The sequence below is a fragment of the Blautia sp. OF03-13 genome (assembly GCF_003460685.1).
GTDB classification, from domain to species: domain Bacteria; phylum Bacillota; class Clostridia; order Lachnospirales; family Lachnospiraceae; genus Fusicatenibacter; species Fusicatenibacter saccharivorans.
This window is the reverse complement of sequence record NZ_QTVR01000005.1, coordinates 16,933-42,950: the sequence shown is the minus strand read 5'-3', so window position 1 is coordinate 42,950 and position 26,018 is coordinate 16,933. Positions and strand designations below refer to the sequence as shown.

Annotated in this window: 26 protein-coding genes, 7 tRNA genes and 1 riboswitch; of the genes, 32 read left to right on the top strand and 1 reads right to left on the bottom strand. The window is 51.0% G+C overall.

Translation table 11 applies throughout. The features are described 5' to 3' along the window. Positions 1–54: 54 nt before the first annotated feature. The 32 genes from DXA55_RS04975 to DXA55_RS04820 all read left to right on the top strand — a co-directional run bounded on the left by DXA55_RS04975 (position 55) and on the right by DXA55_RS04820 (position 24,913). Positions 55–657, top strand: coding sequence for an XTP/dITP diphosphatase (locus DXA55_RS04975; protein WP_022462628.1), 603 nt, complete (start codon positions 55–57; stop codon positions 655–657). Positions 658–671: 14 nt separating this feature from the next. Continuing rightward, on the top strand, positions 672–1,157 hold the full coding sequence (locus DXA55_RS04970; RefSeq protein ID WP_022462627.1) for a metallophosphoesterase family protein: 486 nt from the start codon (positions 672–674) through the stop codon (positions 1,155–1,157). 320 nt (positions 1,158–1,477) lie between these two features. Further along, positions 1,478–1,552: transfer RNA gene (locus DXA55_RS04965), tRNA-Pro, on the top strand. A gap of 6 nt (positions 1,553–1,558) precedes the next feature. Further along, positions 1,559–1,629, top strand: a tRNA-Gly gene (locus DXA55_RS04960). A gap of 26 nt (positions 1,630–1,655) precedes the next feature. After that, positions 1,656–1,729 (top strand) — tRNA-Arg (locus DXA55_RS04955). A 46-nt stretch (positions 1,730–1,775) separates the two neighbouring features. Then, positions 1,776–1,849: transfer RNA gene (locus DXA55_RS04950), tRNA-His, on the top strand. Between the two features lie 19 nt (positions 1,850–1,868). Next, positions 1,869–1,940 (top strand) — tRNA-Gln (locus DXA55_RS04945). An 18-nt stretch (positions 1,941–1,958) separates the two neighbouring features. Further along, positions 1,959–2,031, top strand: a tRNA-Lys gene (locus DXA55_RS04940). Positions 2,032–2,099: 68 nt separating this feature from the next. Further along, positions 2,100–2,181 (top strand) — tRNA-Leu (locus tag DXA55_RS04935). Between the two features lie 133 nt (positions 2,182–2,314). Beyond that, positions 2,315–3,979 (top strand): transcription termination factor Rho, encoded by a 1,665-nt coding sequence (gene rho / locus DXA55_RS04930; protein ID WP_117813203.1) that lies wholly within the window; start codon positions 2,315–2,317, stop codon positions 3,977–3,979. Between the two features lie 131 nt (positions 3,980–4,110). Then, the gene (gene rpmE, locus DXA55_RS04925) at positions 4,111–4,311 is read left to right on the top strand and encodes a 50S ribosomal protein L31 (RefSeq protein ID WP_022462139.1); all 201 of its coding nucleotides are present in this window, start codon (positions 4,111–4,113) and stop codon (positions 4,309–4,311) included. 104 nt (positions 4,312–4,415) lie between these two features. After that, positions 4,416–5,399, top strand: coding sequence for a DUF1385 domain-containing protein (locus DXA55_RS04920; protein WP_117813201.1), 984 nt, complete (start codon positions 4,416–4,418; stop codon positions 5,397–5,399). A 3-nt stretch (positions 5,400–5,402) separates the two neighbouring features. Beyond that, positions 5,403–6,260, top strand: coding sequence for a peptide chain release factor N(5)-glutamine methyltransferase (gene prmC / locus DXA55_RS04915; RefSeq protein ID WP_117813199.1), 858 nt, complete (start codon positions 5,403–5,405; stop codon positions 6,258–6,260). 75 nt (positions 6,261–6,335) lie between these two features. Further along, entirely contained in the window at positions 6,336–7,412 is a 1,077-nt protein-coding gene (gene prfA / locus DXA55_RS04910) for a peptide chain release factor 1 (protein ID WP_022462136.1), read from the top strand. Positions 7,413–7,504: 92 nt separating this feature from the next. Then, on the top strand, positions 7,505–8,425 hold the full coding sequence (locus DXA55_RS04905; protein WP_117813198.1) for a nucleotidyltransferase family protein: 921 nt from the start codon (positions 7,505–7,507) through the stop codon (positions 8,423–8,425). A 104-nt stretch (positions 8,426–8,529) separates the two neighbouring features. Further along, complete coding sequence (gene glmM / locus DXA55_RS04900) at positions 8,530–9,876, top strand: phosphoglucosamine mutase (protein WP_022462134.1); 1,347 nt, start codon at positions 8,530–8,532, stop codon at positions 9,874–9,876. Beyond that, positions 9,873–10,907: a tetratricopeptide repeat protein gene (locus DXA55_RS04895; protein ID WP_055219726.1), complete on the top strand. Its 1,035-nt coding sequence runs from the start codon at positions 9,873–9,875 to the stop codon at positions 10,905–10,907. The genes glmM and DXA55_RS04895 overlap by 4 nt, the downstream gene beginning before the upstream one ends. A gap of 18 nt (positions 10,908–10,925) precedes the next feature. Beyond that, positions 10,926–12,161: a GTPase HflX gene (gene hflX / locus DXA55_RS04890; protein ID WP_055227015.1), complete on the top strand. Its 1,236-nt coding sequence runs from the start codon at positions 10,926–10,928 to the stop codon at positions 12,159–12,161. Positions 12,162–12,408: 247 nt separating this feature from the next. Beyond that, positions 12,409–14,817 (top strand): ribonucleoside triphosphate reductase, encoded by a 2,409-nt coding sequence (locus DXA55_RS04885; RefSeq protein WP_117813196.1) that lies wholly within the window; start codon positions 12,409–12,411, stop codon positions 14,815–14,817. A gap of 158 nt (positions 14,818–14,975) precedes the next feature. Further along, positions 14,976–16,253 carry an O-acetylhomoserine aminocarboxypropyltransferase/cysteine synthase family protein gene (locus DXA55_RS04880; protein ID WP_117813194.1) on the top strand — a complete coding sequence of 426 codons (1,278 nt, stop codon included), beginning with the start codon at positions 14,976–14,978 and terminating at the stop codon, positions 16,251–16,253. A 41-nt stretch (positions 16,254–16,294) separates the two neighbouring features. Beyond that, the gene (locus tag DXA55_RS04875) at positions 16,295–16,777 is read left to right on the top strand and encodes an acyl-CoA thioesterase (protein WP_117813192.1); all 483 of its coding nucleotides are present in this window, start codon (positions 16,295–16,297) and stop codon (positions 16,775–16,777) included. Between the two features lie 132 nt (positions 16,778–16,909). After that, a riboswitch (ZMP/ZTP riboswitch) is annotated at positions 16,910–16,990 on the top strand. Between the two features lie 78 nt (positions 16,991–17,068). Continuing rightward, positions 17,069–17,782, top strand: a complete 714-nt coding sequence (locus DXA55_RS04870) for an IMP cyclohydrolase (RefSeq protein WP_055219737.1) — start codon at positions 17,069–17,071, stop codon at positions 17,780–17,782. Positions 17,783–17,813: 31 nt separating this feature from the next. Beyond that, on the top strand, positions 17,814–18,992 hold the full coding sequence (locus tag DXA55_RS04865; RefSeq protein WP_022463111.1) for a phosphoribosylaminoimidazolecarboxamide formyltransferase: 1,179 nt from the start codon (positions 17,814–17,816) through the stop codon (positions 18,990–18,992). Positions 18,993–19,134: 142 nt separating this feature from the next. Further along, on the top strand, positions 19,135–19,320 hold the full coding sequence (locus tag DXA55_RS04860; RefSeq protein WP_117813190.1) for a hypothetical protein: 186 nt from the start codon (positions 19,135–19,137) through the stop codon (positions 19,318–19,320). Further along, the gene (locus DXA55_RS04855) at positions 19,301–19,543 is read left to right on the top strand and encodes a hypothetical protein (protein WP_022463113.1); all 243 of its coding nucleotides are present in this window, start codon (positions 19,301–19,303) and stop codon (positions 19,541–19,543) included. Before DXA55_RS04860 ends, DXA55_RS04855 begins: the two co-directional genes overlap by 20 nt. After that, a complete protein-coding gene (locus DXA55_RS04850; RefSeq protein WP_022463114.1) occupies positions 19,530–20,057 on the top strand; it encodes a DNA-deoxyinosine glycosylase in 528 nt (175 codons plus the stop codon). The genes DXA55_RS04855 and DXA55_RS04850 overlap by 14 nt, the downstream gene beginning before the upstream one ends. Positions 20,058–20,061: 4 nt before the next feature. After that, positions 20,062–20,292 (top strand): hypothetical protein, encoded by a 231-nt coding sequence (locus tag DXA55_RS04845; RefSeq protein WP_022463115.1) that lies wholly within the window; start codon positions 20,062–20,064, stop codon positions 20,290–20,292. Positions 20,293–20,330: 38 nt separating this feature from the next. Further along, positions 20,331–20,675 carry a metal-sensing transcriptional repressor gene (locus DXA55_RS04840; RefSeq protein WP_055219739.1) on the top strand — a complete coding sequence of 115 codons (345 nt, stop codon included), beginning with the start codon at positions 20,331–20,333 and terminating at the stop codon, positions 20,673–20,675. 30 nt (positions 20,676–20,705) lie between these two features. Continuing rightward, on the top strand, positions 20,706–21,530 hold the full coding sequence (locus tag DXA55_RS04835; protein WP_055219741.1) for an Mrp/NBP35 family ATP-binding protein: 825 nt from the start codon (positions 20,706–20,708) through the stop codon (positions 21,528–21,530). 335 nt (positions 21,531–21,865) lie between these two features. Beyond that, entirely contained in the window at positions 21,866–22,093 is a 228-nt protein-coding gene (locus DXA55_RS04830) for an HPr family phosphocarrier protein (RefSeq protein WP_022463118.1), read from the top strand. Between the two features lie 328 nt (positions 22,094–22,421). Then, positions 22,422–22,823, top strand: a complete 402-nt coding sequence (locus tag DXA55_RS04825; RefSeq protein ID WP_117813187.1) for a hypothetical protein — start codon at positions 22,422–22,424, stop codon at positions 22,821–22,823. After that, positions 22,823–24,913, top strand: a complete 2,091-nt coding sequence (locus DXA55_RS04820) for an ATP-dependent DNA helicase (protein WP_242998371.1) — start codon at positions 22,823–22,825, stop codon at positions 24,911–24,913. The genes DXA55_RS04825 and DXA55_RS04820 overlap by 1 nt, the downstream gene beginning before the upstream one ends. On the opposite strand, the gene DXA55_RS04815 is transcribed toward DXA55_RS04820, so the two are convergent. Continuing rightward, positions 24,904–25,797: an AraC family transcriptional regulator gene (locus tag DXA55_RS04815; protein ID WP_158565036.1), complete on the bottom strand. Its 894-nt coding sequence runs from the start codon at positions 25,795–25,797 to the stop codon at positions 24,904–24,906. The two genes, DXA55_RS04820 and DXA55_RS04815, sit on opposite strands and share 10 nt — an antisense overlap. Between the last annotated feature and the right edge of the window lie 221 nt (positions 25,798–26,018).

Here is a 26,018-nt window from a genome sequence, read left to right as displayed (position 1 = left end):
CACATACGGTATAATGATCGCAAGTTATTTCAGCGTGAAAGAAGGAAAACGGTTATGAAAAAAATTGTATTTGCAACAGGAAACGCCGGCAAAATGAAAGAAATCCGTGAAATCCTTGCGGATCTGCCGGTGGAAATTTATTCGATGAAAGAAGCCGGCATTTCGGTTGAGATCGATGAGAACGGCAAAACCTTTGAGGAGAATGCAAAAATCAAAGCACAGACCGTTGCCGGATGCACAGACGGCGACACGATCGTGCTGGCGGATGACTCCGGTCTGGAAGTGGATGCCTTAAACGGCGAGCCTGGTGTCTATTCGGCAAGATATATGGGAGAGGATACGTCCTACCGCATCAAAAATCAGAGCCTCGTTGACCGCCTGGAGGGCGTGCCGGTGGAAAAAAGAACGGCACGATTCGTCTGTGTGATTGCAGCCGCCTTCCCGGATGGAACAGTCTGTACCACCAAAGGAACGATTGAGGGAAAAATCGGTTACGAGGAACGCGGGGAGAACGGTTTTGGCTATGACCCGATTTTCTATCTGCCGGATATGAGCCGCACGACCGCAGAACTTTCTCCGGAAGAGAAAAACGCAGTCAGCCACAGAGGAAAAGCACTGGCGGCGATGAAAGAACAGATTGCATCATATTTGAAATAAGAAGAGGGAAGAGAATGAGTATGAAATTTCTGATAGTGAGCGATACCCATGGACGGATGTATAACCTTGAGGAGGCCATGGAACGTGAGGAGTTCGACGGCATGATCCACTGCGGTGACGTGGAAGGGATGGATGACCTGATCAAATCCAAGGTAAACGGCCCGTGCTATATGGTCATGGGAAATAATGACTGGTTTTCAAACCTCCCGGCGGAGATTCAGGTGAACATTGATGATTACCGTGCCTTTATCACACACGGTCATAACTACGGCGTATCGCTCGGCCTGGAGGGAATCTATGCGGAGGCGCTTTCCAGGGGTGTGGATATCGTACTGTTCGGCCATACGCACCGGCCGGTCGCAGAAAAGCGTGGAAATCTCTGGATTGTCAATCCGGGCAGCCTCACGTATCCGCGTCAGATGGGAAGAAAACCAAGCTATGCCATGCTGACGATCAATGAAGAGCATGAGCTTTCGGTGGAAATCAAGTATCTGGATTAAAAAACGGGTCGAAAAAGGGCGGAAAACAGCCCAAAATCGAATGAATTATCGCAACTAACATGACTATTCCAAAGAAAACAGGGTAGTACCGGAGCAGGTTCTGACTAATCCTTAAAAAGTTTGTCAAAAAAATACAATTTAGGTGTTGACAGATGAGAAAAGATATGATAAGATCTTTTTGTTGTCCGGTGAGAACAAAACAACACAAAAAACATTTTGAAAAAAATGAAAAAAAGTGTTGACAAACCGAAAACAATGTAATATAATAAATCTTGCGTCGAGCGCGAAAGGGTTAAACGCAAATCGGGAAACCTTGTTTACGGGGTGTGGCTCAGCTTGGCTAGAGCGCCTGGTTTGGGACCAGGAAGTCGCAGGTTCGAATCCTGTCACCCCGATGTCGTGCGGGTGTAGTTCAATGGTAGAACACCAGCCTTCCAAGCTGGATACGTGGGTTCGATTCCCATCACCCGCTTGCTGCTACAATTTTGTAGAAGCTGTGTGCTTGTAGCTCAGTTGGATAGAGCAACGGCCTTCTAAGCCGTGGGTCGGGGGTTCGAATCCCTCCAAGCACGCTTCACTAAAATTAAATAGTGAAAAAGACTGTAAGTCGTAATTATGGTGGGTATAGCGCAGTTGGTTAGCGCGCCAGATTGTGGCTCTGGAGGCCAAGGGTTCGAATCCCTTTATCCACCCTGCCAGCAAGGCGAAACATTGGCTATCGCCAAGCGGTAAGGCACAGCACTTTGACTGCTGCATTCGCTGGTTCGAATCCAGCTAGCCCAGTTGGATGCAAAAGTATACGGAGCATTAGCTCAGTCGGTAGAGCACTTGACTTTTAATCAAGTTGTCCGGGGTTCGAATCCCCGATGCTTCACTAAATAACCCATAGAAAACGCCCATGGAGGTTTTCTATGGGGTTTTTCTTTTTTTGAAAAATAATATGCGGTTATGACGGAATTGGCAGACGTGCAGGATTTAGGTTCCTGTGCCTTTCGGCGTGTGGGTTCGAGTCCCACTAACCGCAGAAAAATCCACAGCAGTAAAATGACAAAAATCAGATTCTAAATAATTGCAGCAAAAATATTCGCGCATCAAATATCTTAAAAACTCCAAACAGAACCGAAAATCAAATAGAGAATAGATAGAGGAAAAATGGTATGACAAGAGAAAAGTATGAGTCATTGCCTTTGAGCATGCTGAAAGCGCTGGCAAAATCCAGAAACATGAAGGGGATTTCCACCCTGCGGAAAGAAGCGCTGATTGAGCGGATGCTGGAAGAAGATCAGAAAGAAAACCAGAAAAACATGGAAGAGCCGGCGGTTCTAAAAGAGGAAAAAAAGACGGAAACTGTACAGGATCAGAATCAGGAACCGCAGGAAAAGCGGGAGGACGGTATGGAGCGCCAGAATTGGGAAACCTCGGAAAACGGCACCGCGCGCCCGTACCAGAGACCGCGGTATGTCCGCCGGGAAGAGCGCAGTGAAAACGGAGAGCGCCAGGAGTACCGTCCAAGAGCGCCGCGTTTCAATGAGCGTAGATTTCAGGAACCACGGAATTATAATCAGAATAACCGTGAGGAAGAGCAAAGACAGGAGCCGCGTCAGGAAGCAGGGCAGGAAATGAGACAGGAGCCGCTGCGTCAGGAAGCAAGACCAGAGACGAGACAGGAACCGCGTCAGGAAACCAGCACGCTCGACAGCGGCCAGGAGGCCTGCGGCATCCTCGAGGTCATGCCGGACGGATTTGGATTTATCCGCTCCGACAACTATATGCCGGGCGACAGCGATGTCTACGTTTCTCCGTCCCAAATCCGCCGTTTCGGACTGAAAACGGGAGATATCATCCGCGGAAACACGAGAGTAAAGTCCGCAACCGAAAAATTCAGCGCCCTTTTATACTTAAAGAGCGTCAACAATCTGCCGCTCGACCAGATCATGCGCCGCGGCAATTTCGAAGATATGACACCGGTCTTCCCGGATGAGCGGCTGCGCCTTGAGCGCCCGGGCGGAAGCATGGCGATGCGGATCGTGGATCTTGTAAGTCCGATCGGAAAAGGCCAGCGAGGCATGATCGTCTCCCCGCCGAAAGCCGGAAAAACGACGCTTTTGAAGGATGCGGCAAAATCCATCCTGCGGAACAACCCGGAGATGTATCTGATCATCCTTCTGATCGACGAGCGTCCGGAGGAGGTCACCGACATTAAAGAAGCGATTCAGGGATCGAATGTGGAAGTCATCTATTCCACCTTCGATGAGCAGCCGGAGCACCACAAACGCGTGTCCGAGATGGTCATTGAGCGCGCGAAACGTCTTGTGGAGAGTAAAAAAGACGTTACGATCTTCATCGACAGCATCACACGTCTCGCCAGAGCTTACAACCTGACCGTTCCGCCGAGCGGCCGTACCCTTTCCGGCGGTCTCGATCCGGCAGCACTCTACATGCCGAAACGGTTCTTCGGCGCGGCCAGAAACATGCGCGAGGGCGGAAGCCTGACGATTCTTGCAACGGCGCTTGTGGACACCGGAAGCAAGATGGACGATGTCGTTTACGAGGAATTCAAAGGCACCGGAAACATGGAACTCGTGCTCGACCGGAAACTGCAGGAACGCCGCGTCTTCCCGGCCATCGACATAGCCAAATCGGGAACAAGAAGGGAAGATCTGCTTCTGACACCAGATGAGCAGGAGGCCGTTTACAATATGCGGAAAGCATTAAACGGCATGAAATCCGAGGAAGCCGTGGAAAATATTCTGAACATGTTTGCCCGCACCAGAAACAACGGCGAACTGATTCAAATTTTAAAGAAACAAAAAATAGTATAAGGCTTGCAATTTTCAAAATTGTGTGATACAATGAGAAAGCTGTGCAAGGTTGATGAGATTTTGTCAGCCTGAAATACGAAATCATCAGAGTAAATCTGAGAAGATAACAATATTAAGAAGAGGTGAATAAAATGAGAGAAGGAATCCATCCAGAATACCATCAGGCAACTGTTACCTGCAACTGCGGAAATACTTTCGTAACAGGTTCTACCAAGAAAGAGATCCACGTTGAGATCTGTTCTAAATGCCATCCGTTCTACACTGGCCAGCAGAAAGCTGCTGCAGCTCGTGGACGTATCGAGAAGTTCAACAAGAAATACGGCATGAAATAAGAATTGAATCAAGCAAGATGAAAAACGGGCTGAGGTTGGAAGATCTCAGCCCGTTCTTGCGTTACGGATGCAGAAAATCCCCTTTGAGGAGGTAAACGTAAATTATGAAATCATCCAATATTGGCGGCCAGGCCGTGATGGAAGGCGTCATGATGATGAACAAGGACCGCTATTCCGTCGCAGTACGCCGGCCGGACGGGGAGATTGAGGTTAAAGTAGAGCAGCACAAGCCGCTGACGAAGCACAAGGAGCTCTTAAAAGTTCCGATTCTGCGCGGTGTCTTCAGCTTTGCCGATTCGATGATCGTCGGCATGAGTTCCCTTATGTACTCCGCTTCGTTCTATGAGGACGAGGAGGAGGAAAAGAAAAAGCCGGCGACGAAAGAGGAAGAGGAGCAGCAGAAAGCGAAAAAAGAAAAGACAGACAAGCTGATGATGTACGGAACCGTCACATTTTCCGTTGTCATCGCCGTCGCTCTCTTTCTGATGGTGCCGTACTTCCTGTCCGAACTGCTGCACAAAGCGGGAGCCGGAACGACACTGACCGCGGTGGCAGAGGCCTTTGTGCGTGTGGCACTGTTCCTCGGCTATCTGGCAGCCATTTCCCGTATGGAAGACATTCAGCGCGTGTTCATGTACCACGGCGCCGAGCATAAATGCATCAACTGCGTCGAGCACGGTCTGGAACTGAACGTGGAAAACGTCTTAAAGAGTTCCCGGGAGCACAAGCGCTGCGGAACGAGCTTTCTTATGTACGTCATCGTCATCAGCATCATCTTTTTCATGTTCATCCGGGTCGATTCCCCGGTGCTGAAAATTGTGATCCGCCTGCTTCTCATTCCGGTGATCGCGGGCGTTTCGTATGAAATTATCCGCCTGGCGGGAAAAAGTGACAATAAACTGGTCAACCTGATCAGTAAACCGGGTCTGATGCTGCAGCACCTGACGACGCGCGAGCCGGATGCCGAGATGGCAGAGGTTGCGATCGCCGCTGTGGAGGCTGTGTTTGACTGGAGAGCGTACCTGAACGAAAACTTTGGTTATACGTACCCGGCCAAAACCGAAAAGAAAGAACATGAGGAGCCGTGACCGATGAGTGTGCACGATAGAAAAAACTTGAAATCTGCACTGGAATCCGCTATTCTGTACTTACAAAAGCAGGGGGTGGAGGAAGCCCGGCAGGACGCATGGCTTTTACTGGAGCATGTCTGCGGGATCAGCCACAGCACCTACTTTGTACACAGTGAAGATGAAATGCCAAAAGAACAGCAGGAGCAGTACGAAGCGCTGGTCAGAAAGCGCGGCGAACACATTCCGCTGCAGCAGCTGACCGGAGAGGCGTGGTTCTACGGAATCCCGTTTTTTGTGAATGAGCATGTACTGATTCCGCGGCAGGACACCGAGATTCTTGTGGAGGAAGCGCTCCGCGGCCTTCCAAAAGATGCACGGATTCTCGATCTCTGCACCGGTTCGGGATGCATCCTCATATCGCTTCTTGTGACGAGAGAGGACTGCACGGGAATCGGCGCGGATCTCTCCGAGAAAGCCTTACAGGTTGCGGAAAAGAACGGCGCACAGGCGGGCGGGCGGGCATCGTTCGTAAAGAGCAACTTATTTGAAAACATCGAGGGAACCTTCGATGTGATCGCAAGCAATCCGCCGTATATCCGCACGGATGTGATTGAAACGCTGATGCCGGAGGTGCGCGACCATGAGCCGCGGATGGCACTCGACGGCAGTGCGGACGGTCTTGTCTTTTACCGGAAGATTACAGAGCAGGCAGGAAGCTATTTAAAAGAGGGCGGAAAGCTCTGTTTTGAAATTGGATACGATCAGGGAGATGAAGTGCGGGAGCTGATGGAAACCAACGGCTTTGCCGATGTACAGGTTCTGAAAGATCTGGCAGGCCTGGACCGCGTGGTGACCGGTATCTGGCACAAAAAACCCTGACAGAAATGAATTTTAATTTTGACACCATAATGACATCATAAACAGACGAAAACAGCAAAAAGGAGCAGTCATTTTATGTTTGATAAACTTGATGATATCCTCATGCGTCTCGAGGAGGTACTGAATCAGTTAAGCGAGCCGGACGTCGCTGCCGATGCGGCGAAGTTCCAGAAGCTGATGAAGGAGCAGGCAGAACTCCAGCCGATCGCAGACGCATATAAGGACTATAAAACACAGAAACAGACCATCGAAGAGAGCCTGATGCTTCTCGAGGAGGAATCCGACGAAGAGATGCGCGAAATGCTGAAAGAAGAGCTCTCCGATGCGAAAAAACGCGTAGAGGAGCTGGAGCAGGAGCTCAAAGTCCTGCTTCTGCCGAAAGACCCGAACGATGACAAGAACGTTATCGTAGAGTTCCGCGCAGGTGCCGGCGGAGACGAGGCGGCACTCTTTACTGCAGAAATCTGCCGTATGTACATCAAATACGCAGAGAGCCGCGGCTGGAAAACAGAGCTGACCAGCGCCGATGAAAACGGAATCGGCGGCTTTAAAGACGCAACACTTCTGATCAACGGAGCAGGCGCGTACTCCCGGATGAAGTACGAGAGCGGCACGCACCGCGTACAGCGTGTGCCGGAAACCGAGTCCGGCGGAAGAATCCATACCTCAACCATGACCGTAGCGATCATGCCGGAGGTGGACGACGTCGAAGTGCAGATCGACCCGAAAGATTACAAATTCGATGTATTCCGTGCTTCCGGAAACGGCGGCCAGTGTGTCAATACGACCGACTCAGCAGTCCGTCTGACCCACTTCCCGAGCGGCATCGTCATTTCCTGCCAGGATGAGAAATCACAGTTAAAGAATAAGGACAAGGCACTGAAGATTCTGCGTGCCCGTCTGTACGACTTGGAGCAGCAGAAACAGCACGATGAGATGGCCGAGCTTCGAAAGAGCCAGGTCGGAACGGGAGACCGCTCCGAGAAGATCCGTACGTACAACTTCCCGCAGGGACGTGTGACGGATCACAGAATCAAACTGACCTTATACAAACTGGACGCCATTATGAACGGCGATCTGGATGAAATCATCGACAGTCTGATTGCAGCCGATCAGGCCGCAAAGCTGAGCAGCATGCAGGAAGAAGCATAATAATAAACGCTGCGAATCACGATTGGTCTACAGGATCGATTGTTGATAGAATAAACAGGAGAAAAAAGGGGAAAAGAGAAAGGGAAAACGCTATGAAGAAAACAGCACTTGTGATCATGGCAGCCGGAATCGGCAGCAGATTTGGAAAGGGAATCAAACAGCTTGAGCCAGTAGGACCAAACGGGGAGATCATCATGGATTATTCCATCCACGATGCACTGGAAGCCGGCTTCAACAAAGTAGTCTTCATCATCCGCAAGGATCTGGAGAAAGATTTCAAGGAAGTCATCGGCAACCGCATCAGCAAAATCACAGAGGTGGAATATGCATTCCAGGAGCTCGATGATCTGCCGGCAGGCTTTGCAAAACCGGAAGGCCGTACCAAACCGTGGGGAACCGGCCAGGCCGTTCTTGCCTGCAAAGGTCTTGTAAAAGAGCCGTTTGCTGTTATCAATGCTGATGACTATTACGGAAAAGAGCCGTTCGTAAAACTGCACGACTACCTCGTACAGGAGCATGATGTGGATGAAGTTATGCCGATCTCCATGGCAGGATTCGTGCTTGGAAACACCTTAAGTGACAACGGCGGTGTCACAAGAGGTGTCTGCGTCGTTGATGAAAACGGAAACCTGACCGGTGTCAACGAGACGAAAAACATCGTAAAGACCGCAGAGGGCGCAGGCGTTGAAAAAGAAGACGGAACGGTTGATCCGATCGACAAAAACTCCCTTGTTTCCATGAACATGTGGGGACTGCAGCCGGAGTTCATTGATCTTCTGGAGAAAGGCTTTGTTGAATTCCTTTCTGCACAGAAAGAGGGAGATGTAAAAGGCGAGTACCTCCTTCCGATCTACATCGACGAGCTGCTGCACGCAGGAAAAGCAGAAGTAAAAGTTCTTCCGACCGACGCAGAGTGGTTCGGCGTAACGTATCAGGAAGACAAAGCTTCCGTAACAGAAGCATTCCGCAAACTGATTGCGGACGGCGTATACAGCGAGAAGCTGTACGACTAATTACGATATTTTGTTATTTGAGTGAATAACCAGAAAAAGCGTGTTTGAATGATTGCAAAAAATTTCAGACACGCTTTCTGCCCGAAAGGGGAAAGGAGCATACCATGGGTAAATATTTTGGAACAGATGGATTTCGCGGAGAAGCAAACATTGATCTGACGGTTGAGCATGCATATAAAGTGGGAAGATTCCTCGGATGGTATTTCGGAAAAGACCACAAAGCACAGATCGTCATTGGAAAAGACACCAGACGCTCCAGCTACATGTTCGAATATTCGCTGGTAGCAGGACTGACCGCATCGGGAGCAGACGCTTATCTGCTGCACGTAACGACCACCCCGAGCGTTTCCTATGTTGTCCGTACCGAAAACTTTGACTGCGGAATTATGATCTCCGCCAGCCACAACCCGTTCTATGACAACGGAATTAAAGTCATCAACGGCCTGGGACAGAAACTGGAAGCCGACATCGAAGCGCAGATCGAAGCCTACATCGACGACGGAACACCGAAGATCCCGTTCGCAACGAGAGAAGACATCGGACGCACCGTGGATTTTGCAGCCGGAAGAAACCGCTACATTGGACACCTGATCTCGATTCCGACAAAATCCTTTAAAAACATGAGAGTCGGACTCGACTGCTCCAACGGAAGTGCCTCTTCCGTAGCCAAGAGCGTGTTTGATGCCATCGGCGCCAAGACATATGTGATCCACAACGAGCCGGACGGAACAAACATCAACTGCGGCTGTGGTTCCACCCACATCGAAGAGCTTCAGAAATATGTAAGAGAGAAACACCTCGATGTCGGATTTGCCTACGACGGAGACGCAGACCGCTGCATCGCTGTCGATGAGCTGGGAAATGTGGTAGACGGAGACCTGATCATGTATGTCTGCGGTAAATACTTAAAAGAAAAAGGCCAGTTAAACGGAGATACGATTGTGACCACGATCATGTCAAACCTCGGTCTTTACAAAGCGTGTGACCGCGCCGGTATCCGGTATGAGAAGACGGCAGTCGGCGACAAATACGTGTGCGAGAACATGATGGCAAACGGCTATTCTCTCGGCGGAGAGCAGTCCGGCCACATCATTTTCAGCAAGCACGCGACGACCGGTGACGGAATCCTGACCTCCCTGATGGTGATGGAAGTGCTGATAGATAAGAAACTCCCGCTCAGCACCCTGACAGCCGAGGTAGTGATTTACCCGCAGCTCTTAAAGAATGTCCGCGTGGCAAACAAAGCAGCTGCAAAGGCCAACCCGGCAGTACAGAAAGCAGTAGAAGACGTAGCAGAGGCCCTGGGCGATGACGGACGCATCCTCGTAAGAGAGAGCGGCACCGAGCCGGTGATCCGTGTCATGGTGGAAGCACCGGACGACGCAACGTGTGCAAAATACGTAGACCAGGTTGTTTCTGTGATGCATAAAGAAGGACTTGTGACAGAATGAAAAAAAGACTGGTAATCTTTTTTCTGGCGGCGGCAATGGTGCTTGGCGGCTGTGAAAATAAAAATTCAAAGCTTTATAAAAAGGGCATCGAGGCGCTCGAACAGAAGGACTACGTAACGTCGATTGCGATGCTGGAGGGAGCCGTAAAGGCAGGCGACCGACTGGCGGAGAGCTACCGGTCGCTCGGCATCGCTTATCTGAAAAGCCAGGAGTATGACAAGGCAAAAGAGGCTTTCAAGAGCAGTCTTTCGAGCATGAAGCACAAAGACGCGGAGTTTTCGCGCGATGTCATGTATTACGAGGCGGAAACCTGCGTACAGGCCGGAGATCTGGATGGAGCCATTGAGATCTGCACCAATATTCAGGAAGAAAAGGCCGATGCCGATGCGCTGTTCCTTAGGGGACGCGCGTACTTCCTGCAGAAGAATTACGAGCAGGCGAAGGTGGATTTTGATGCGGCAGTGGAGACGAAGGAGAGCTATCAGCTCTGCCTTGACATTTACGAGCTGTATCAGGAGAGCAGCATGAAGGCGGACGGAGACCGTTACCTCGAAGCGGCAGTGAAGATTGAGCCGAAAACGACCGAGGATTATTATAACATCGGCTGCGCATACTACTATCTGGAGGAGCAGGACGAGGCGGTCAAAGCGTTCTCGAAGGCAATGAAGGACGGCAGCAGCGCGGCGATGGAAATGCTCGGCGAGGTTTACCTTTCCAATGGTCAGAACGACGAGGCGAAAGCACTGTTTTCTTCGTATCTTTCGACAGATGGCTTTGCGGCGGCAGCAAACAACGGGCTGGCGCTCTGCGCACTTGCGGAAAACGACACGGACAGTGCACTCTCGTATATCGAGGAAGGACTCAAAACGGCAGAGGATTCCGACCGGGAAAATCTGCTGTTCAACCAGATTGTATCCTATGAAAAACGGGCGGATTTTGATACCGCGAAGTCGCTGATGGCGGATTTTCTGGCAGCATACCCGGAAAACACCGCGGCGCAGCGGGAAAATACGTTTCTCCAGAACCGATAACAGACGGAGGAAGTTGGATTGTTTGATTTAAGAGAAGAACAGGAGCGCGTGATTCTGGTCGGCGTACAGGAAAACGGCGGCGCAAACGCAGAAGAATCGCTCGACGAGCTGGCGGAACTGGCCAGCACCGCCGGTGCGAAGGTGGAGGGCCGCCTGGTGCAGGTGCGAGAGGCCATTCATCCGGGAACGTACATCGGAAAAGGAAAATTAGAGGAATTGAAAATTCTGGTGCGCGCCTGCGATGCGACGGGCATCATCTGCGACGATGAGCTCTCCTCGATCCAGTTAAAAGGGCTGGAGGAAGCACTGGAATGCAAGATCATGGACCGTACGCTTTTGATCCTGGATATCTTTGCGGCGCGCGCCGTGAGCAGCGAGGGTAAAATCCAGGTTGAGCTGGCCCAGTTAAAGTACCGTGCGTCCCGACTTTCCGGCCTTGGCACATCGCTTTCCCGTCTCGGCGGCGGAATCGGTACGAGAGGACCGGGAGAGAAAAAGCTGGAAACCGACCGGCGCCTGATCCGCACGCGTATTACGCAGTTAAAACGTGAGCTTGAGGAAGTACGCCAGCACAGAGAGCTCCTTCGTGAAGGCAGAAAACGTTCCAAAATCCCGGTAGCGGCGCTCGTAGGCTATACGTCAGCGGGAAAGAGCAGTCTTTTAAATGCACTGACAGGATCGGAAATTCTGGCAGATGCAATGCTGTTTTCCACGCTGGATACGACGACGCGGTCACTGACCCTTCCGGATGGACAGGAAATCCTGCTGACCGATACGGTTGGATTTATCAATAAGCTGCCACATCATCTGATCGATGCATTCCGCAGTACGCTGGAGGAAGCACGGTATGCCGACTATATTCTCCACGTTGTGGATACGTCAAATCCGCAGATGGAGCTGCAGATGCAGGTCGTGTACGATACGCTGCGGGAACTGAAAGTTGAGGACAAAAAGATCGTCACCCTGCTGAACAAGCAGGATAAGCTTCTCGCCCCGATGGTTGTAAAAGATTTCCGGGCAGACGCGAGCCTTGCGGTCTCTGCCAAAACAGGACAGGGACTCGAAGACCTCAAAAATTTACTCTCCTCGTGGATGATGGAGGGAAAAATCTATATCGAGCGCCTCTATCCGTACGATAAGGCGGGAACGATTTCACTGATCCGCGGATACGGAATTCTGCTCGAAGAAGAATATCTGCCGGAAGGCATCCGCGTAAAAGCCTATGTACCGAAGGATATCTATCCGAGGGTATAGAGGTATGGCAAGCGGGCTTAAAAACGGCAGTACATCCCTTTAAGCGCCGTACAGCGCCGAAAAATGGAAGGGACAGAACATAAGTAAAAGTACCATATCTAGTGATGTTAGAAAATTTCACACTAGATATGGTACTTTTTACTATTGACGGGAGAAACATGCTCTGCTATCATATGGTTCAGACACTGCAAAGAGTGGAACCTTAAAAAGGCCTTGCAGAAACGGTTGAATTAACAGGAGGGATTCCATGTTTCAGGTAGAAAAGAGAGACGGAACGATTGCAGAGTTCCAGATGAAAAAGATTACCGATGCGATTGGAAAAGCATTCGGCGCAAAAGATATGCAGTTCAGCGATGACATGCTTCAGATGCTGGCACTGCGCGTAACAGCGGACTTTCAGTCCAAGATCAAAGACGGAAAAATTTCAGTGGAGGCAATTCAGGACAGCGTGGAGAACGTGCTGATCCAGTGCGGCTACGCAGAAGTGGCAAAAGCTTACATTCTGTACCGCAAGCAGAGGGAAAAAATCCGCAACATGAAATCGACGATCGTAGACTACAAAGAGATCGTGGACAGCTACGTAAAAGTAGAGGACTGGCGTGTCAAAGAGAACTCGACTGTAACGTATTCTGTCGGCGGTCTGATCTTAAGCAATTCCGGCGCGATCACAGCCAACTACTGGTTATCAGAGATTTATGATGACGAGATCGCCGAGGCACACCGCAACGCGGATATTCACATCCACGACCTGTCGATGCTGACCGGCTACTGTGCAGGATGGTCGTTAAAACAGCTCATCAAAGAAGGACTTGGCGGCATCAACGGAAAGATTACTTCTTCTCCGGCAAGACATCTTTCGGTTCTGTGCAACCAGATGGTCAACTTCCTCGGCATTATGCAGAACGAGTGGGCAGGTGCGCAGGCATTTTCTTCATTTGATACGTATCTGGCGCCGTTCGTCAAAGTGGACAACTTAAGCTACGGCGAAGTGAAGAAGTGCATCGAGGCGTTTATCTACGGTGTCAACACACCGAGCCGCTGGGGAAGCCAGGCACCGTTCTCCAACATCACACTCGACTGGACCGTACCGGATGACCTCGCGGAGCTTCCGGCGATCGTCGGCGGTAAGGAGATGGACTTCAAGTACAAAGACTGTAAAAAAGAGATGGATATGGTCAACAAAGCGTTCATCGAGACGATGATCGAGGGAGATGCCAACGGAAGAGGCTTCCAGTACCCGATCCCGACCTACTCCATCACATCCGATTTTGACTGGTCCGATACGGAGAATAACCGTCTGCTGTTCGAAATGACTGCAAAATACGGTACCCCGTACTTCTCCAACTACATCAACAGCGATATGAAACCAAGCGACGTGCGCTCCATGTGCTGCCGTCTCCGCCTGGATCTGCGTGAGCTTCGAAAGAAAACAGGCGGATTCTTCGGTTCCGGCGAGAGCACCGGATCGGTCGGCGTTGTCACCATCAATATGCCGCGTATCGCATATCAGTCCAAAGATGAGAAAGAGTTCTACCGCCGTCTCGATCATATGATGGATATTGCCGCACGTTCGTTAAAGACGAAACGTGAGGTCATTACCCGCCTCCTGGACGAGGGACTGTATCCATATACGAAACGGTACCTTGGAACGTTTGAGAACCACTTCTCAACCATCGGTCTGATCGGTATGAACGAGGCCGGCTTAAATGCCGCATGGCTCGGAAAGGGTCTGGAGGATCCGAAGACACAGCAGTTTACGAAAGAAGTTCTGAACCATATGAGAGAGCGTCTTTCTGATTACCAGGAGGAGTATGGCGATCTGTACAACCTTGAGGCAACTCCGGCGGAGTCGACCGCATACCGTCTGGCAAAACATGACCGTGCAAAATGGCCGGATATCAAGACCGCAGGCCATGAGGGAGATACCCCGTACTATACCAACAGCTCCCATCTGCCGGTGGACTATACCGAGGATATTTTCTCTGCGCTTGATATTCAGGATGATCTGCAGACGCTGTACACCTCGGGAACTGTATTCCATGCGTTCCTTGGCGAAAAACTGCCGGACTGGAAAGCAGCAGCTTCCCTTGTGCGGAAGATTGCAGAGAACTACAAACTGCCGTACTACACGCTGTCCCCGACGTATTCTGTCTGTGCGAACGACGGATATCTCGCCGGCGAGCACTTTACATGTCCGATCTGTGGAAAAGAGGCAGAGGTTTACAGCCGCATCACGGGATATTATCGTCCGGTCAAGAACTGGAACGACGGAAAACGCCAGGAGTACAAGAACAGAACTGTATATGATATCATCCACTCCAAATCGCCGGAGCAGAAAATGAAATCGTACGGCGCAGCAGAGAAACTGGCAGAGCAGGCCGCTGGAAAAGAAGAGCCGAAAGCCGCTGCAGCAGATAAAATCGAGGAAGACGGCATGTACCTGTTCACGACAAGCACCTGCCCGAACTGCAAAATGGCAAAAGAAATGCTCGCCGAGGAGCAGTATGAGGTGATCGACGCAGAGCGTCACCCGGATCTTGCCGCACAGTACGGCATCATGCAGGCACCGACTCTTCTCGTTGTGGAGGACGGCCAGGCGCAGAAGATTGTGAATGCTTCCAATATCCAGAAATATGTGGATGAATATCTCTCCTAAATCTGTGCGCATATAGTTGCAGGAAAGAACAAACAGAGTTATAATAGGAAAAAGTGATACCCTCGCCCGGGCATCCCGGGTGGGGGTATTATTATGGCGCTGAGCACAGCAGAAATCGGCCCGGTGGACCGGTTTCACTTACAGAAGGGAGAAAAATTATGGGATACAGCCAGGACACAATTTGTGTACAGGGAGGATGGCAGCCGAAAAACGGTGAGCCGCGTGTACTTCCGATTTACCAGAGCACAACATTCAAATATGCAACCAGCGAGGAAATGGGAAAACTGTTCGATCTGGAGGAAGAGGGATATTTCTATTCCCGTCTGCAGAACCCGACGAACGACGTCGTAGCACAGAAAATCTGCGATCTGGAGGGCGGCGTGGCAGCCATGCTCACATCTTCCGGCCAGGCGGCAACGATGCTTGCCGTTACCAACATCTGTGAGGCAGGCGACCACGTTGTCTGCGCGGCAAAGGTTTACGGAGGAACCTCCAACCTGCTCGCCGTTACCTTAAAACGATTCGGCATCGAGACTACCCTCGTGGACCAGGATGCGCCGGCAGATGAGCTGGAAAAAGCATTCAAGCCGAACACCAAAGCTGTCTTTGCCGAGACGATTTCCAACCCGGCAGGTGTTGTACTTGACATTGACAAGTTTGTTAAACTTGCACATGAGCACGGCGTTCCGATGATCTGCGACAACACCTTTGCAACCCCGATCAACTGCCGTCCGTTCGAGTTCGGTGTAGATATTGTCACCCATTCCACCACAAAATACATGGACGGCCATGCAATGGCGCTCGGCGGAGCGATTGTCGATTCCGGAAACTTCGACTGGGATGCGCATGCAGACAAATTCCCGGGCCTTACTACACCGGACGAATCGTACCACGGCGTGATTTATACGCAGAAATTCGGTAAAAAAGCGTATATCACAAAAGCAACCGCACAGCTGATGCGTGATATGGGAGCGTGCCAGTCCCCGCAGAATGCATTCCTGACGAATGTCGGTCTGGAGACCCTGCACCTGCGCGTGGAGCGTCACTGCAGAAATGCCGAGAAAGTGGCAGAGTTCCTGAAAAACCACCCGAAGGTAGCATGGGTTGAGTACGCAGGCCTTGCAGACAGCAAATACCATGCGCTGGCAGAAAAATACATGCCGAACGGAACCTGCGGCGTTCTCTGCTTCGGACCAAAGGGCGGAAGAGACGGCGCGATGCGCTTCACGAACGGCCTGAAAATGGTAGCAATTGTGACACACGTTGCCGATGCAAGAAGCTGCGTTCTGCACCCGGCAAGCCATACCCATCGCCAGCTGAACGATCAGCAGCTCATCGAAGCCGGTGTTCTGCCGGATCTGATCCGTCTGTCGGTCGGCATCGAGGATGTGAACGATATCATTGCAGACCTTGATCAGGCGCTTGCGAACGTATAAAGATACAAAAAACAGGATGTGAAAAGGAGCGTATTGGTAAAATGGAAGAAATGGCAAAGAAACGCGTAAAAGATTCTGAGACAGAGCAGTCGTATCTTCTGATGCACCGCCATATCAACGGCTATGGCCGTCTGTTCGGCGGCCAGCTGGTCGCGTGGATCGATGAGCTTGCCGGTCTGGTGGGACGCCGCCACTGCGGCCACGAAATCACCACCGCGTGCATCGACAATCTGAACTTCAAGCATCCTGCTTTTCTGAACGACACCGTCGTACTGGTCGGAAGAGTGACGTATGTCGGACGCACCTCAATGGAGGTGCGCGTCGACACGTACGTGGAAGAGCTTGCGACCGGCATTCGGAAAATGATCAACCGTGCCTACGTGGTGATAGTGGCCATCGACGAGAACGGCCGCGCACTTCCCGTCCCGGGCCTGATTCTGGAATCCCCGGAGCAGGAGGCCGAGTGGGAGGGCGGAAAACGCCGCTATGAACTGCGAAAAGAGCGTCACAGAGAGGGGTTCTAAGTTGACGTTCACCCACACATTTGCAGAATCCACCGGGGCGTTTACCGGAGCTGTCTTCGTGCATTCTGAAAATTTCATTTAAAAAAATCCCGCCGTGTCCCTTGACAGGCGGGATTTTCCATGTTAAGGTAAAGGCAGTTATACGACTGACGGAAGTGGAAATGACCACAGGGAGTATAGCGTGAGAAGAGGCCGACCGTCTGGGCAGAAGAATGCTTGGGGGAGTGGGTCTGTTTTTTTATCCAAAAACAGAAAATCCCATTCCAGCCACCTTGAAAAGGAGAACAGAAGATGAAAAAAGTATCACTGGAACAGGAATTAAAAGGAAATGCATATCCAGGAAGAGGAATTGTGATCGGCAGATCCAAAGACGGCACAAAAGCCGTTGCCGGATACTTTATTATGGGCAGAAGCCAGAACAGCCGCAACCGTGTCTTTGTTGAGGAGGGTGAGGGAATCCGCACACAGGCGTTTGATCCGTCGAAGCTGGAAGATCCGAGCCTGATCATCTACGCACCGGTACGCGTTCTGGGAAATGATACGATCGTAACAAACGGAGACCAGACCGATACCGTATACGAAGGACTGGGGCAGGGAAAAACGTTTGAGGTATCCCTTCGAAGCAGAGAGTTTGAGCCGGATGCACCGAACTACACTCCTCGTATTTCCGGTGTGATGCACGTAGAGAACGGAACGTACGGCTACCAGATGTCGATCTTAAAGAGCAACAACGGCGATCCGTCCCAGTGCAACCGCTACACCTTCTCCTATGATAACTGTGTAGCAGGGGAAGGCCATTTCATCCACACCTACATGCACGACGGCAATCCGCTGCCAAGCTTTGAAGGTGAGCCAAAACTGGTCGAGATTCCGGATGACATCGATGCTTTCACCGAACTGCTCTGGAGCAGCTTAAACGAGGACAACAAGGTGTCCCTCTTCACACGCTATATCGACATTGCAACCGGCAAGTATGAGACAAGAATCGTGAATAAAAATAAATAAGAAATCGAGTGTTTTGCGAAAGGAGAAAATCATGAAAGAATTAGCGTTAAAATACGGATGCAACCCGAACCAGAAACCTTCCAGAATTTACATGGATGATGACAGAGATCTTCCGATCGAAGTATTAAGCGGCCGTCCGGGCTATATCAATTTTCTGGATGCCTTCAATGGCTGGCAGCTGGTACGTGAGCTGAAAGCAGCCACCGGTCTTCCGGCAGCAACTTCCTTCAAGCACGTTTCCCCGGCAGGTGCAGCCGTAGGTCTTCCGCTGGACGAGACCCTGCGTAAAATTTACTGGGTAGACGATATGGGAGAGCTTTCTCCGTTAGCATGCGCTTATGCAAGAGCCAGAGGCGCAGACCGCATGTCTTCTTTCGGCGACTTTATCGCACTTTCTGATGTCTGCGACAAAGACACCGCATCCCTGATCAAACGCGAGGTTTCTGACGGTGTCATCGCTCCGGGATTTACCGATGAAGCACTGGAAATCCTGAAAGCAAAGAAAAAAGGTAACTACTGCGTCATCAAAATCGACGAGAATTACCGTCCGGCTCCGCTCGAGCACAAACAGGTCTTCGGCATTACCTTTGAGCAGGGCCGCCAGGAGCTGCCGATCGACGATGAGCTGCTCTCCAACGTGGTAACCGAGAACAAAGAGATTCCGGAAGCGGCAAAACGCGATCTGAAGATTGCACTGATTACCTTAAAATATACCCAGTCCAACTCCGTATGCTTCGTCAAAGACGGTCAGGCCATCGGTGTCGGCGCAGGCCAGCAGTCCCGTGTGCACTGCACCCGTCTTGCCGGACAGAAAGCCGACAACTGGTTCCTGCGTCAGTGCCCGAAGGTGCTGGATCTGCAGTTCGTAGACGGCATCCGCCGTGCAGACCGTGACAATGCGATCGACGTTTACATCGGCGAGGAGTACATGGATGTTCTCGCAGACGGCGCATGGGAGAAGATCTTCAAAGTAAAACCGGAAGTCTTCACAAGAGAAGAGAAACGTGCATGGCTCGACCAGATGAAGGGCGTAACCTTAGGCTCCGATGCCTTCTTCCCGTTCAGCGACAACATCGAGCGCGCACACAAGAGCGGCGTCGAGTACATCGCAGAGCCGGGCGGATCGGTTCGTGACGACGCTGTCATCGAGTGCTGCAACAAGTACAACATGGCGATGGCATTTACAGGAATCCGTCTGTTCCATCACTAAAAAGAAATGCGTTTTATATTTATATAAGAAGAAAGAATCCGGTCTCTGGGCGGCCGGATTCTTTCTTTTTTCGCACATGCGGCAAAATATGCATAGTCGGAATCCGGGTTTTTGCGCTATACTGGACACGGAGAATTTGTGAATGAAAGCAAGAGAAAAGATCTGGAAAATGATCAAAACAAAAATTCTGGGGGCGAAGGTCCGGTACCGCCTTTTTCTGTCGAAAACCCCTGTTCTTTTTCGGAAAAGTGTGATAAAATACCCCATGGGCGTATCTTTTGCCCGCTGCAAAAAGGAGGATGAGGAATATGCGGCAGATGGAATTTAAAATGGAGCGACAGGGACTTCTCGAGGAAGGCCAGGAAGTCAACGTGACAGAAAGCGCACTGCCTACCTCCTATTATTATACGATTACCCCGGCAGTGGCCATGAGCAGGAATTATCAGGCGTATGAGAGGCTGCAGTCCCGGAAGGGAATCGTAAAAGAAGTAAAAGAGACACCGAGAGGATTCTATACGGTAGTGGAGTTTGATGAAGATGAGCCGACCTGACGAGAACAAAAATGAGCACCCGGTGGTGCATCCGATTCCGCCGGTTTACCGCGCCGATTCCCGGATTCTGATTCTCGGCAGTTTTCCGTCCGTAAAATCCAGGGAGACCGGATTTTTTTACGGCCATCCGCAGAACCGTTTCTGGAAAGTGACGGCAGCCGTGTGCGGGGAAGAGGTGCCGCAGACCGTGGAAGAGAAGAAGGCGTTTCTGCTCCGGAATCATATCGCTGTCTGGGATGTGATCGCGTCCTGCGTCATCACAGGCTCGAGCGATGCGAGCATCCGCGATGTTGTGCCGAATCCGCTGCAGGACATTCTGGAATGCGCCGATATTCGGCAGATTTACTGCAACGGGGCGACCGCGTGGAAGTATTACCGGAAGTACCAGGAGAAGCAGCTGGGACGGGAAGCGGTTCGCCTTCCGTCGACGAGTCCCGCGAACGCCGCATGGTCTGTGGAGCGGCTGCTTGGCGAGTGGAGCCAGTGCGGAGAAGTCTTACGAAACGGAGAGTGACAGGATGAAAAAAGAGTACGAGACCGTCTGGGAGATTTTTAATGAGTGTGCCAATAATCAGATGCGGGACGTCTTTTTCGACGAGATCGAGACGGATGACCCGGAGGCGTATATCCGTCAGAAATTTCCGGACAAAAACTTAAAATATGAAAAAACGGTGGAAGCGGACGGATCTCTGGTCTTTGACATTGAGACCTCCGGCATCCGCCAGCGGTTTACGTTTACAGAAATCTGAATCGCGCAGAAAATACCAGAAAAGCGGAGAAAAAAACGATGAGTGAAGAAAAACACACGCATGTGCATGTGCTGGAAGACGGCACCGTGATCGAGCATTCCCACGATCACGCCCACGGGCACCATCATACAAATACAAAAGCAGTCTTAAACCGCCTCTCCCGCGCGATCGGACACATGGAGTCGATCAAGCGGATGGTAGAGGAAGGCCGGGACTGCACTGAGGTTCTGATCCAGCTGTCTGCCGTGAAGGCGGCCATTAACAATACAGGAAAAATTATCCTGGAGGATCACATTGAACATTGCATCGTCGATGCAGTCGAGCATGGGGACACAAAAGCGATTCAGGAGCTGAATAAGGCGATCGACCGCTTTGTCAAATAAGCAAGAAAAACAAGAAAAGAGGAAAGAAACATGGCAAAAGAATGCAGCAATTCGAGCTGTTCCAAAGAAAGCTGCGAAGGATGTCCAAGCAAAGCAGGACAGGGCAAACCGGATTTTCATATTGATCTGAATGCCGATTCTTCGATCAAACATGTCATTGGCGTTGTCAGCGGCAAGGGCGGTGTTGGTAAATCCATGGTAACCGCATCTCTGGCAAACCAGAAAGCAAAAGAGGGCTACAAGGTTGGTATCCTCGATGCCGATATCACAGGACCGTCCATCCCGAAAATGTATGGCCTGAAAGGACCTGCAAACGTAGATGACAAGGGCGTTTACCCGGCAGTTGCAGCAAACGGCGTAAAGGTAATGTCCATCAACCTCCTGCTTCCGGGCGAGGAAGAGCCGGTCATCTGGAGAGGACCTGTCATCGCAGGAACCGTAAAACAGTTCTGGACCGACGTCATCTGGGGCGACCTGGACTATCTCTTCGTCGATATGCCGCCAGGAACCGGTGATGTTCCGCTGACCGTTTTCCAGTCTCTTCCGGTAGACGGCGTAGTGATCGTATCTTCCCCGCAGGATCTGGTGCGCATGATCGTCATGAAAGCCTACAAGATGGCACAGATGATGAGCGTTCCGGTGCTCGGTATCGTAGAGAACTACAGCTACCTCGTATGTCCGGACTGCGGCAAAAAGCTGTCCATTTTCGGCGAAAGCCACATCGACGAGATCGCAGCCGAGATCGGCGTGCCGGTTCTCGGCAAAATGCCGATTCATCCGGAGTTTGCCGAGCTGGTGGACGAAGGAAGATTTGCAGAAGTGGATAACACCGATATTGCAAAGATCAACATCTAATCATTAAATATAGAAGCAAGTAATGGCATGAAAAACTCGTTTTTCCTTGATTTTACAAGGAAAAGCGGGTTTTTTTGACAAGATTTTTACGTTTCTTTTGGCAAAAACTATTTTATTTTAAACGGATTTTGTGTAACCGGTTACACACGACTGCGCAAATGAGACAAAAAGCGACAAATATGAAGGGTTAATGAGAAAAACTTGCATAAAAAACATGCATAATATGGCAAAAACAAGGAAATAAATTCAATATTGACATTTAAAGAGAAAAAGTGCATAATCTACCTCAACGATAGGAAAACAAACAGCTATTGATTAAGAAAGAGGTGAATCGTATGTCACACTGCGTAGTAAGACTCAATGGAACTGAGGAAGTAGAGGAGTTTGTAAAAGCAGCTTCCAAATGTGATTTTGATATTGACATTTTTTACAACCGCGTTATTATTGATGCAAAATCCATTCTTGGCATCCTCAGCATGGATCTGAACCGTGATCTCACCGTACACTGCTATGGTGACAGTCCGGCATTCAATAAAACCCTGCAGAAATTTGCTGTAGCATAAATTTTATTAAGGGAAACGAAAAAAATTCAGCCTGCGCCGCCAGCGAGAGTAGAGACAGAATTTGCGCAGGGGACTTTCTGAAGAAAAACTAATCACACGAGACACATAACTTCAGAGAGAAAAAAGGAGACTGTTGCGGCAGTCTCCTTTTTTCTGTATAATGATAACTATTCAGAGCCATGCGAAATTCCAGAAAAGGACACGAATCATGCTTGCATGAATGAGCGTTCTTTTCTGGAATTTCATATGGCGAGAAGCCACATCGAGATGCAGCGCAGCGGAATCGAGATGGGGCTCTGAATAGTCTGGTTAGAAAAGGAGCGGGCTAGTGGAAGAGAAGAAGAAAGAGATCCGGATTTCCGTGCGGAATCTGGTGGAGTTTATTCTGCGCAGCGGGGATCTGGACAACTCGTCGGGAGGTTTTGGCGAGCGCGATGCCATGCAGGCGGGAACGCGGGTGCATCAGCAGATTCAGAAAAAACGGGGCGCCGATTACCGTGCGGAGGTTCCGATGGTTCACGAAAAAGAATATGAGCATTTCATCCTGCGCGTCGAGGGAAGAGCGGACGGCATGTACGAGGACGGAACCACGACCGTGATCGAGGAGATCAAGGGAACGTACCGTGACCTCGAAACGATGGAAGAGCCGGTTCCGGTACATCTGGCACAGGCGAAGTGCTACGCTTACATCTACGGCCTCAGAACCGCAAAGAGGAGATGGGCGTGCTGATGACGTACACCCTGCTCTCCTCCGAGGAGGAAGGCCTTCTGCGCCCGCTCACCAAAGAAGAGGTAAAGCCGGAGCACTCCAACTGGCGCATCCGCCATTTTCTGCAGACGTACAAGCTCCCGGAACTGGAGCAGTGGTTCGATGAGCTACTTGACGCCTGGTTTATCTGGGCGGAATTCCAGTACCAGTGGCAGAAAGCGCGAGATGCCTCAATGCAGCACCTCGAATTCCCCTTCCCGTACCGGAAAGGCCAGCGGGAACTGGTGAGCGGCGTCTACCGTACCATTCTGCGGAAAAAAGAACTCTTCGTCCAGGCGCCGACCGGCATCGGAAAAACAATGTCCACGGTCTTTCCGGCCATCCGCGCGATCGGAGAGGGCTGCGGCGACCGTCTTTTTTATCTGACTGCGAAAACCATCACCCGTACCGTGGCAGAGGAGGCGGTCTCCATTCTAAAAGAGAAGGGACTGCAGTTCAAAGCAATCACGCTGACCGCAAAAGAAAAAATGTGCATCCTCGATGAGCCCGAATGCGATCCAATCCACTGCCCGCGCGCGAAAGGTCATTTTGACCGGATCAACGCGGCGGTGTACGAGATGCTGACGGAATGCGATTCCTACACAAGAGAGGAAGTCCTGCGCCAGGCGGAAAAATGGAACGTCTGCCCGCACGAGTTCCAGTTTGATGTGGCTTCGTGGGTGGACGGCGTGATCTGCGATTACAACTATGCGTTTGATCCGACCTCGAAATTAAAACGCTTTTTCGCAGAAGGAACGAAGGGTGACTACATCTTTCTGATCGACGAGGCGCATAACCTGGTCGAGCGGGGCCGCGATATGTTCAGTGCCACGCTCGTCAAAGAGGAGATTTTAAAGGTCCGCCAGCTCCTCCGCCCGTATGCACCGGGCAAAAAGCTCGAGAAGGCGCTGAATCGCTGCAATCACCAGATGCTCGTCTACAAAAGAGAGTGCGATTCCTGCACGGAGCTGGAAAGCGTATCGACGTTTCTTATGATGGTCAATCAGCTGCTGGAAGAACTGGCGGGCTGGCTGGAAGCGCATAAGACAAGCGAAATCCGGAAGCAGGTTCTGGAATTTTACTTTAACTTGCGAAATTTTTCCGAGATTTACAATTTAGTGGATGAAAATTATCTGATCTACACGAGTTATCTCGATAACGGCGATTTTGCACTGCGCCTGTTCTGCGTCAACCCGGCGGAGAATCTGCAGCAGTGTATCAACCAGGGGCGGTCGGCCGTCTTCTTTTCCGCGACGCTGCTGCCGGTGCAGTATTATAAGAAGATGTTCAGCACGAATACGGACGATTACGCGATTTACGTGGAGTCCCCGTTTGATCCCACGAAGCGGTGTCTGGCGATCGGAAGCGAGGTCAGCACGAAGTATCAGCGGAGAAACCGCGCAGAGTTTGAGAAGATCGCCGCTTATCTGAACGAGATGATCCAGAGCCGGAAGGGCAACTATATGGCGTTCTTCCCGTCATACCGCCTGATGCAGGATGTCTATGCGGTCTATGAGGAACTGTATGCAGATGAAAACGTGACCTGCCTGATCCAGGAGTCGGCGATGCGGGAGCAGGAGAGAGAAGCGTTTCTGGAAGCGTTTGCGAAAGACAACGAGAAAACGCTGGTGGGATTCTGTATCATGGGAGGCATTTTCTCGGAGGGAATTGATCTGGACGGGGAAAAGCTGATCGGCGCGGCCGTTGTGGGAGCCGGAATCCCGCAGGTGGGGCCGGAGAGAGAACTTTTAAAGCAATATTTCGACCGCAGCGGAGAGAACGGTTTCGACTACGCGTACCGCTATCCCGGCATGAATAAAGTATTGCAGGCGGCAGGGCGCGTGATCCGTACGACGGAGGACACGGGTGTGATTCTGTTGCTCGACGAGCGGTTCCGAAACCGGGAGTACCGCGAGCTGTTCCCAAGAGAGTGGGAGGACTGCCGGATTGTGCAGCGCAGCAGCCTCCCGGAGGTAATCCATTCGTTTTGGGAGAGGGTGGATTGTGAGAGCGGATCAAAAGCCGGGCAGCAGGAAATGAAATCTCGGTACAGCGCTGAACGTTACGTGTGATCCGCGCGGTTCCGGTATTCGCTCGGCGAGCAGCCCATCTGATGCCGGAAAATTTTAGAAAAATAGGCAGGACTGGAAAATCCGGTCTGTTCCGCTACGGAAGTGATACTGGCCTGGCGCTCGAGAAGGAGCGGCAGGCTTTTTTCAATACGGTAATCGAGAAGATAGTCAAACAGGGATTCGTTCATGCATTTCTTGAAAAAACGGCAGCATTCACTGCGGCAGATGTGGATCTGTGCGGCGAGATCCTCGAGCGTCAGATGCTCCATATAATGGCGGTGGATGTAGTCGAGCAGAATGCGGAGCCGCTCAACATCACGCGCTGCCGCCGTGTTCTGGGATTCACCGGAAAACGATGCGTGGCGGTAAATCTCAATCCAGATCGACAGCAGAAGCTCCTGGATTTCCATCTCAAACGCGGACGGCTGTGAAAGCGAGAGGTCGTAGATGCGGTGCATACAGGCAAGTACCTGGTTCTGCCAGTCGATCTCCGGCGAAAAGACGATGGAGGCGAGCTGCATATCCGTCAGCACCGGTTCGACGTAGCGCGTCTGGATCACACTGTTTGAAAAACCATAGAGAAAGCGCGGGGCGAACGTGGTTGAAATATAGACGCAGTCCATCCCGTCGATCATGTGGCCGCTGTGAAGCGCATTCGTGTTGCAGAAAATGCCGTCCCCTTCTTTTAAGACATACGATTTGCCGTTGACCTGATATCCGATCTGCCCCGAGAGGACAAACGTCAGCTCAATTTCCGGGTGCCAGTGCCAGGAAAAGGAGCCGCGCTCGTAGCGGGAGAGCTGTTCGTAACTGATGTTGACAGGAAATTCATAGCTGCCGTGGGCCTTCAGCTCACGGTTTTCTTTATCCATGCGGATCTGCATGAAACGTACCTCCAATCCATAAAATCCATTAAAAATCATACGATAAGTAAAGTATGCGGCAAAAAGGGAAAAAAAACAAGAAAAAATCGAAGATCACCTCAATATAATTATCGCTTGCCCCAATATTGTTGTTGCAGATGGGCGTACGGCTCACTATAATGATACTTAAGAAGATAAGAAAAAACACACAAACACACAAACACACAAACACACAATACACA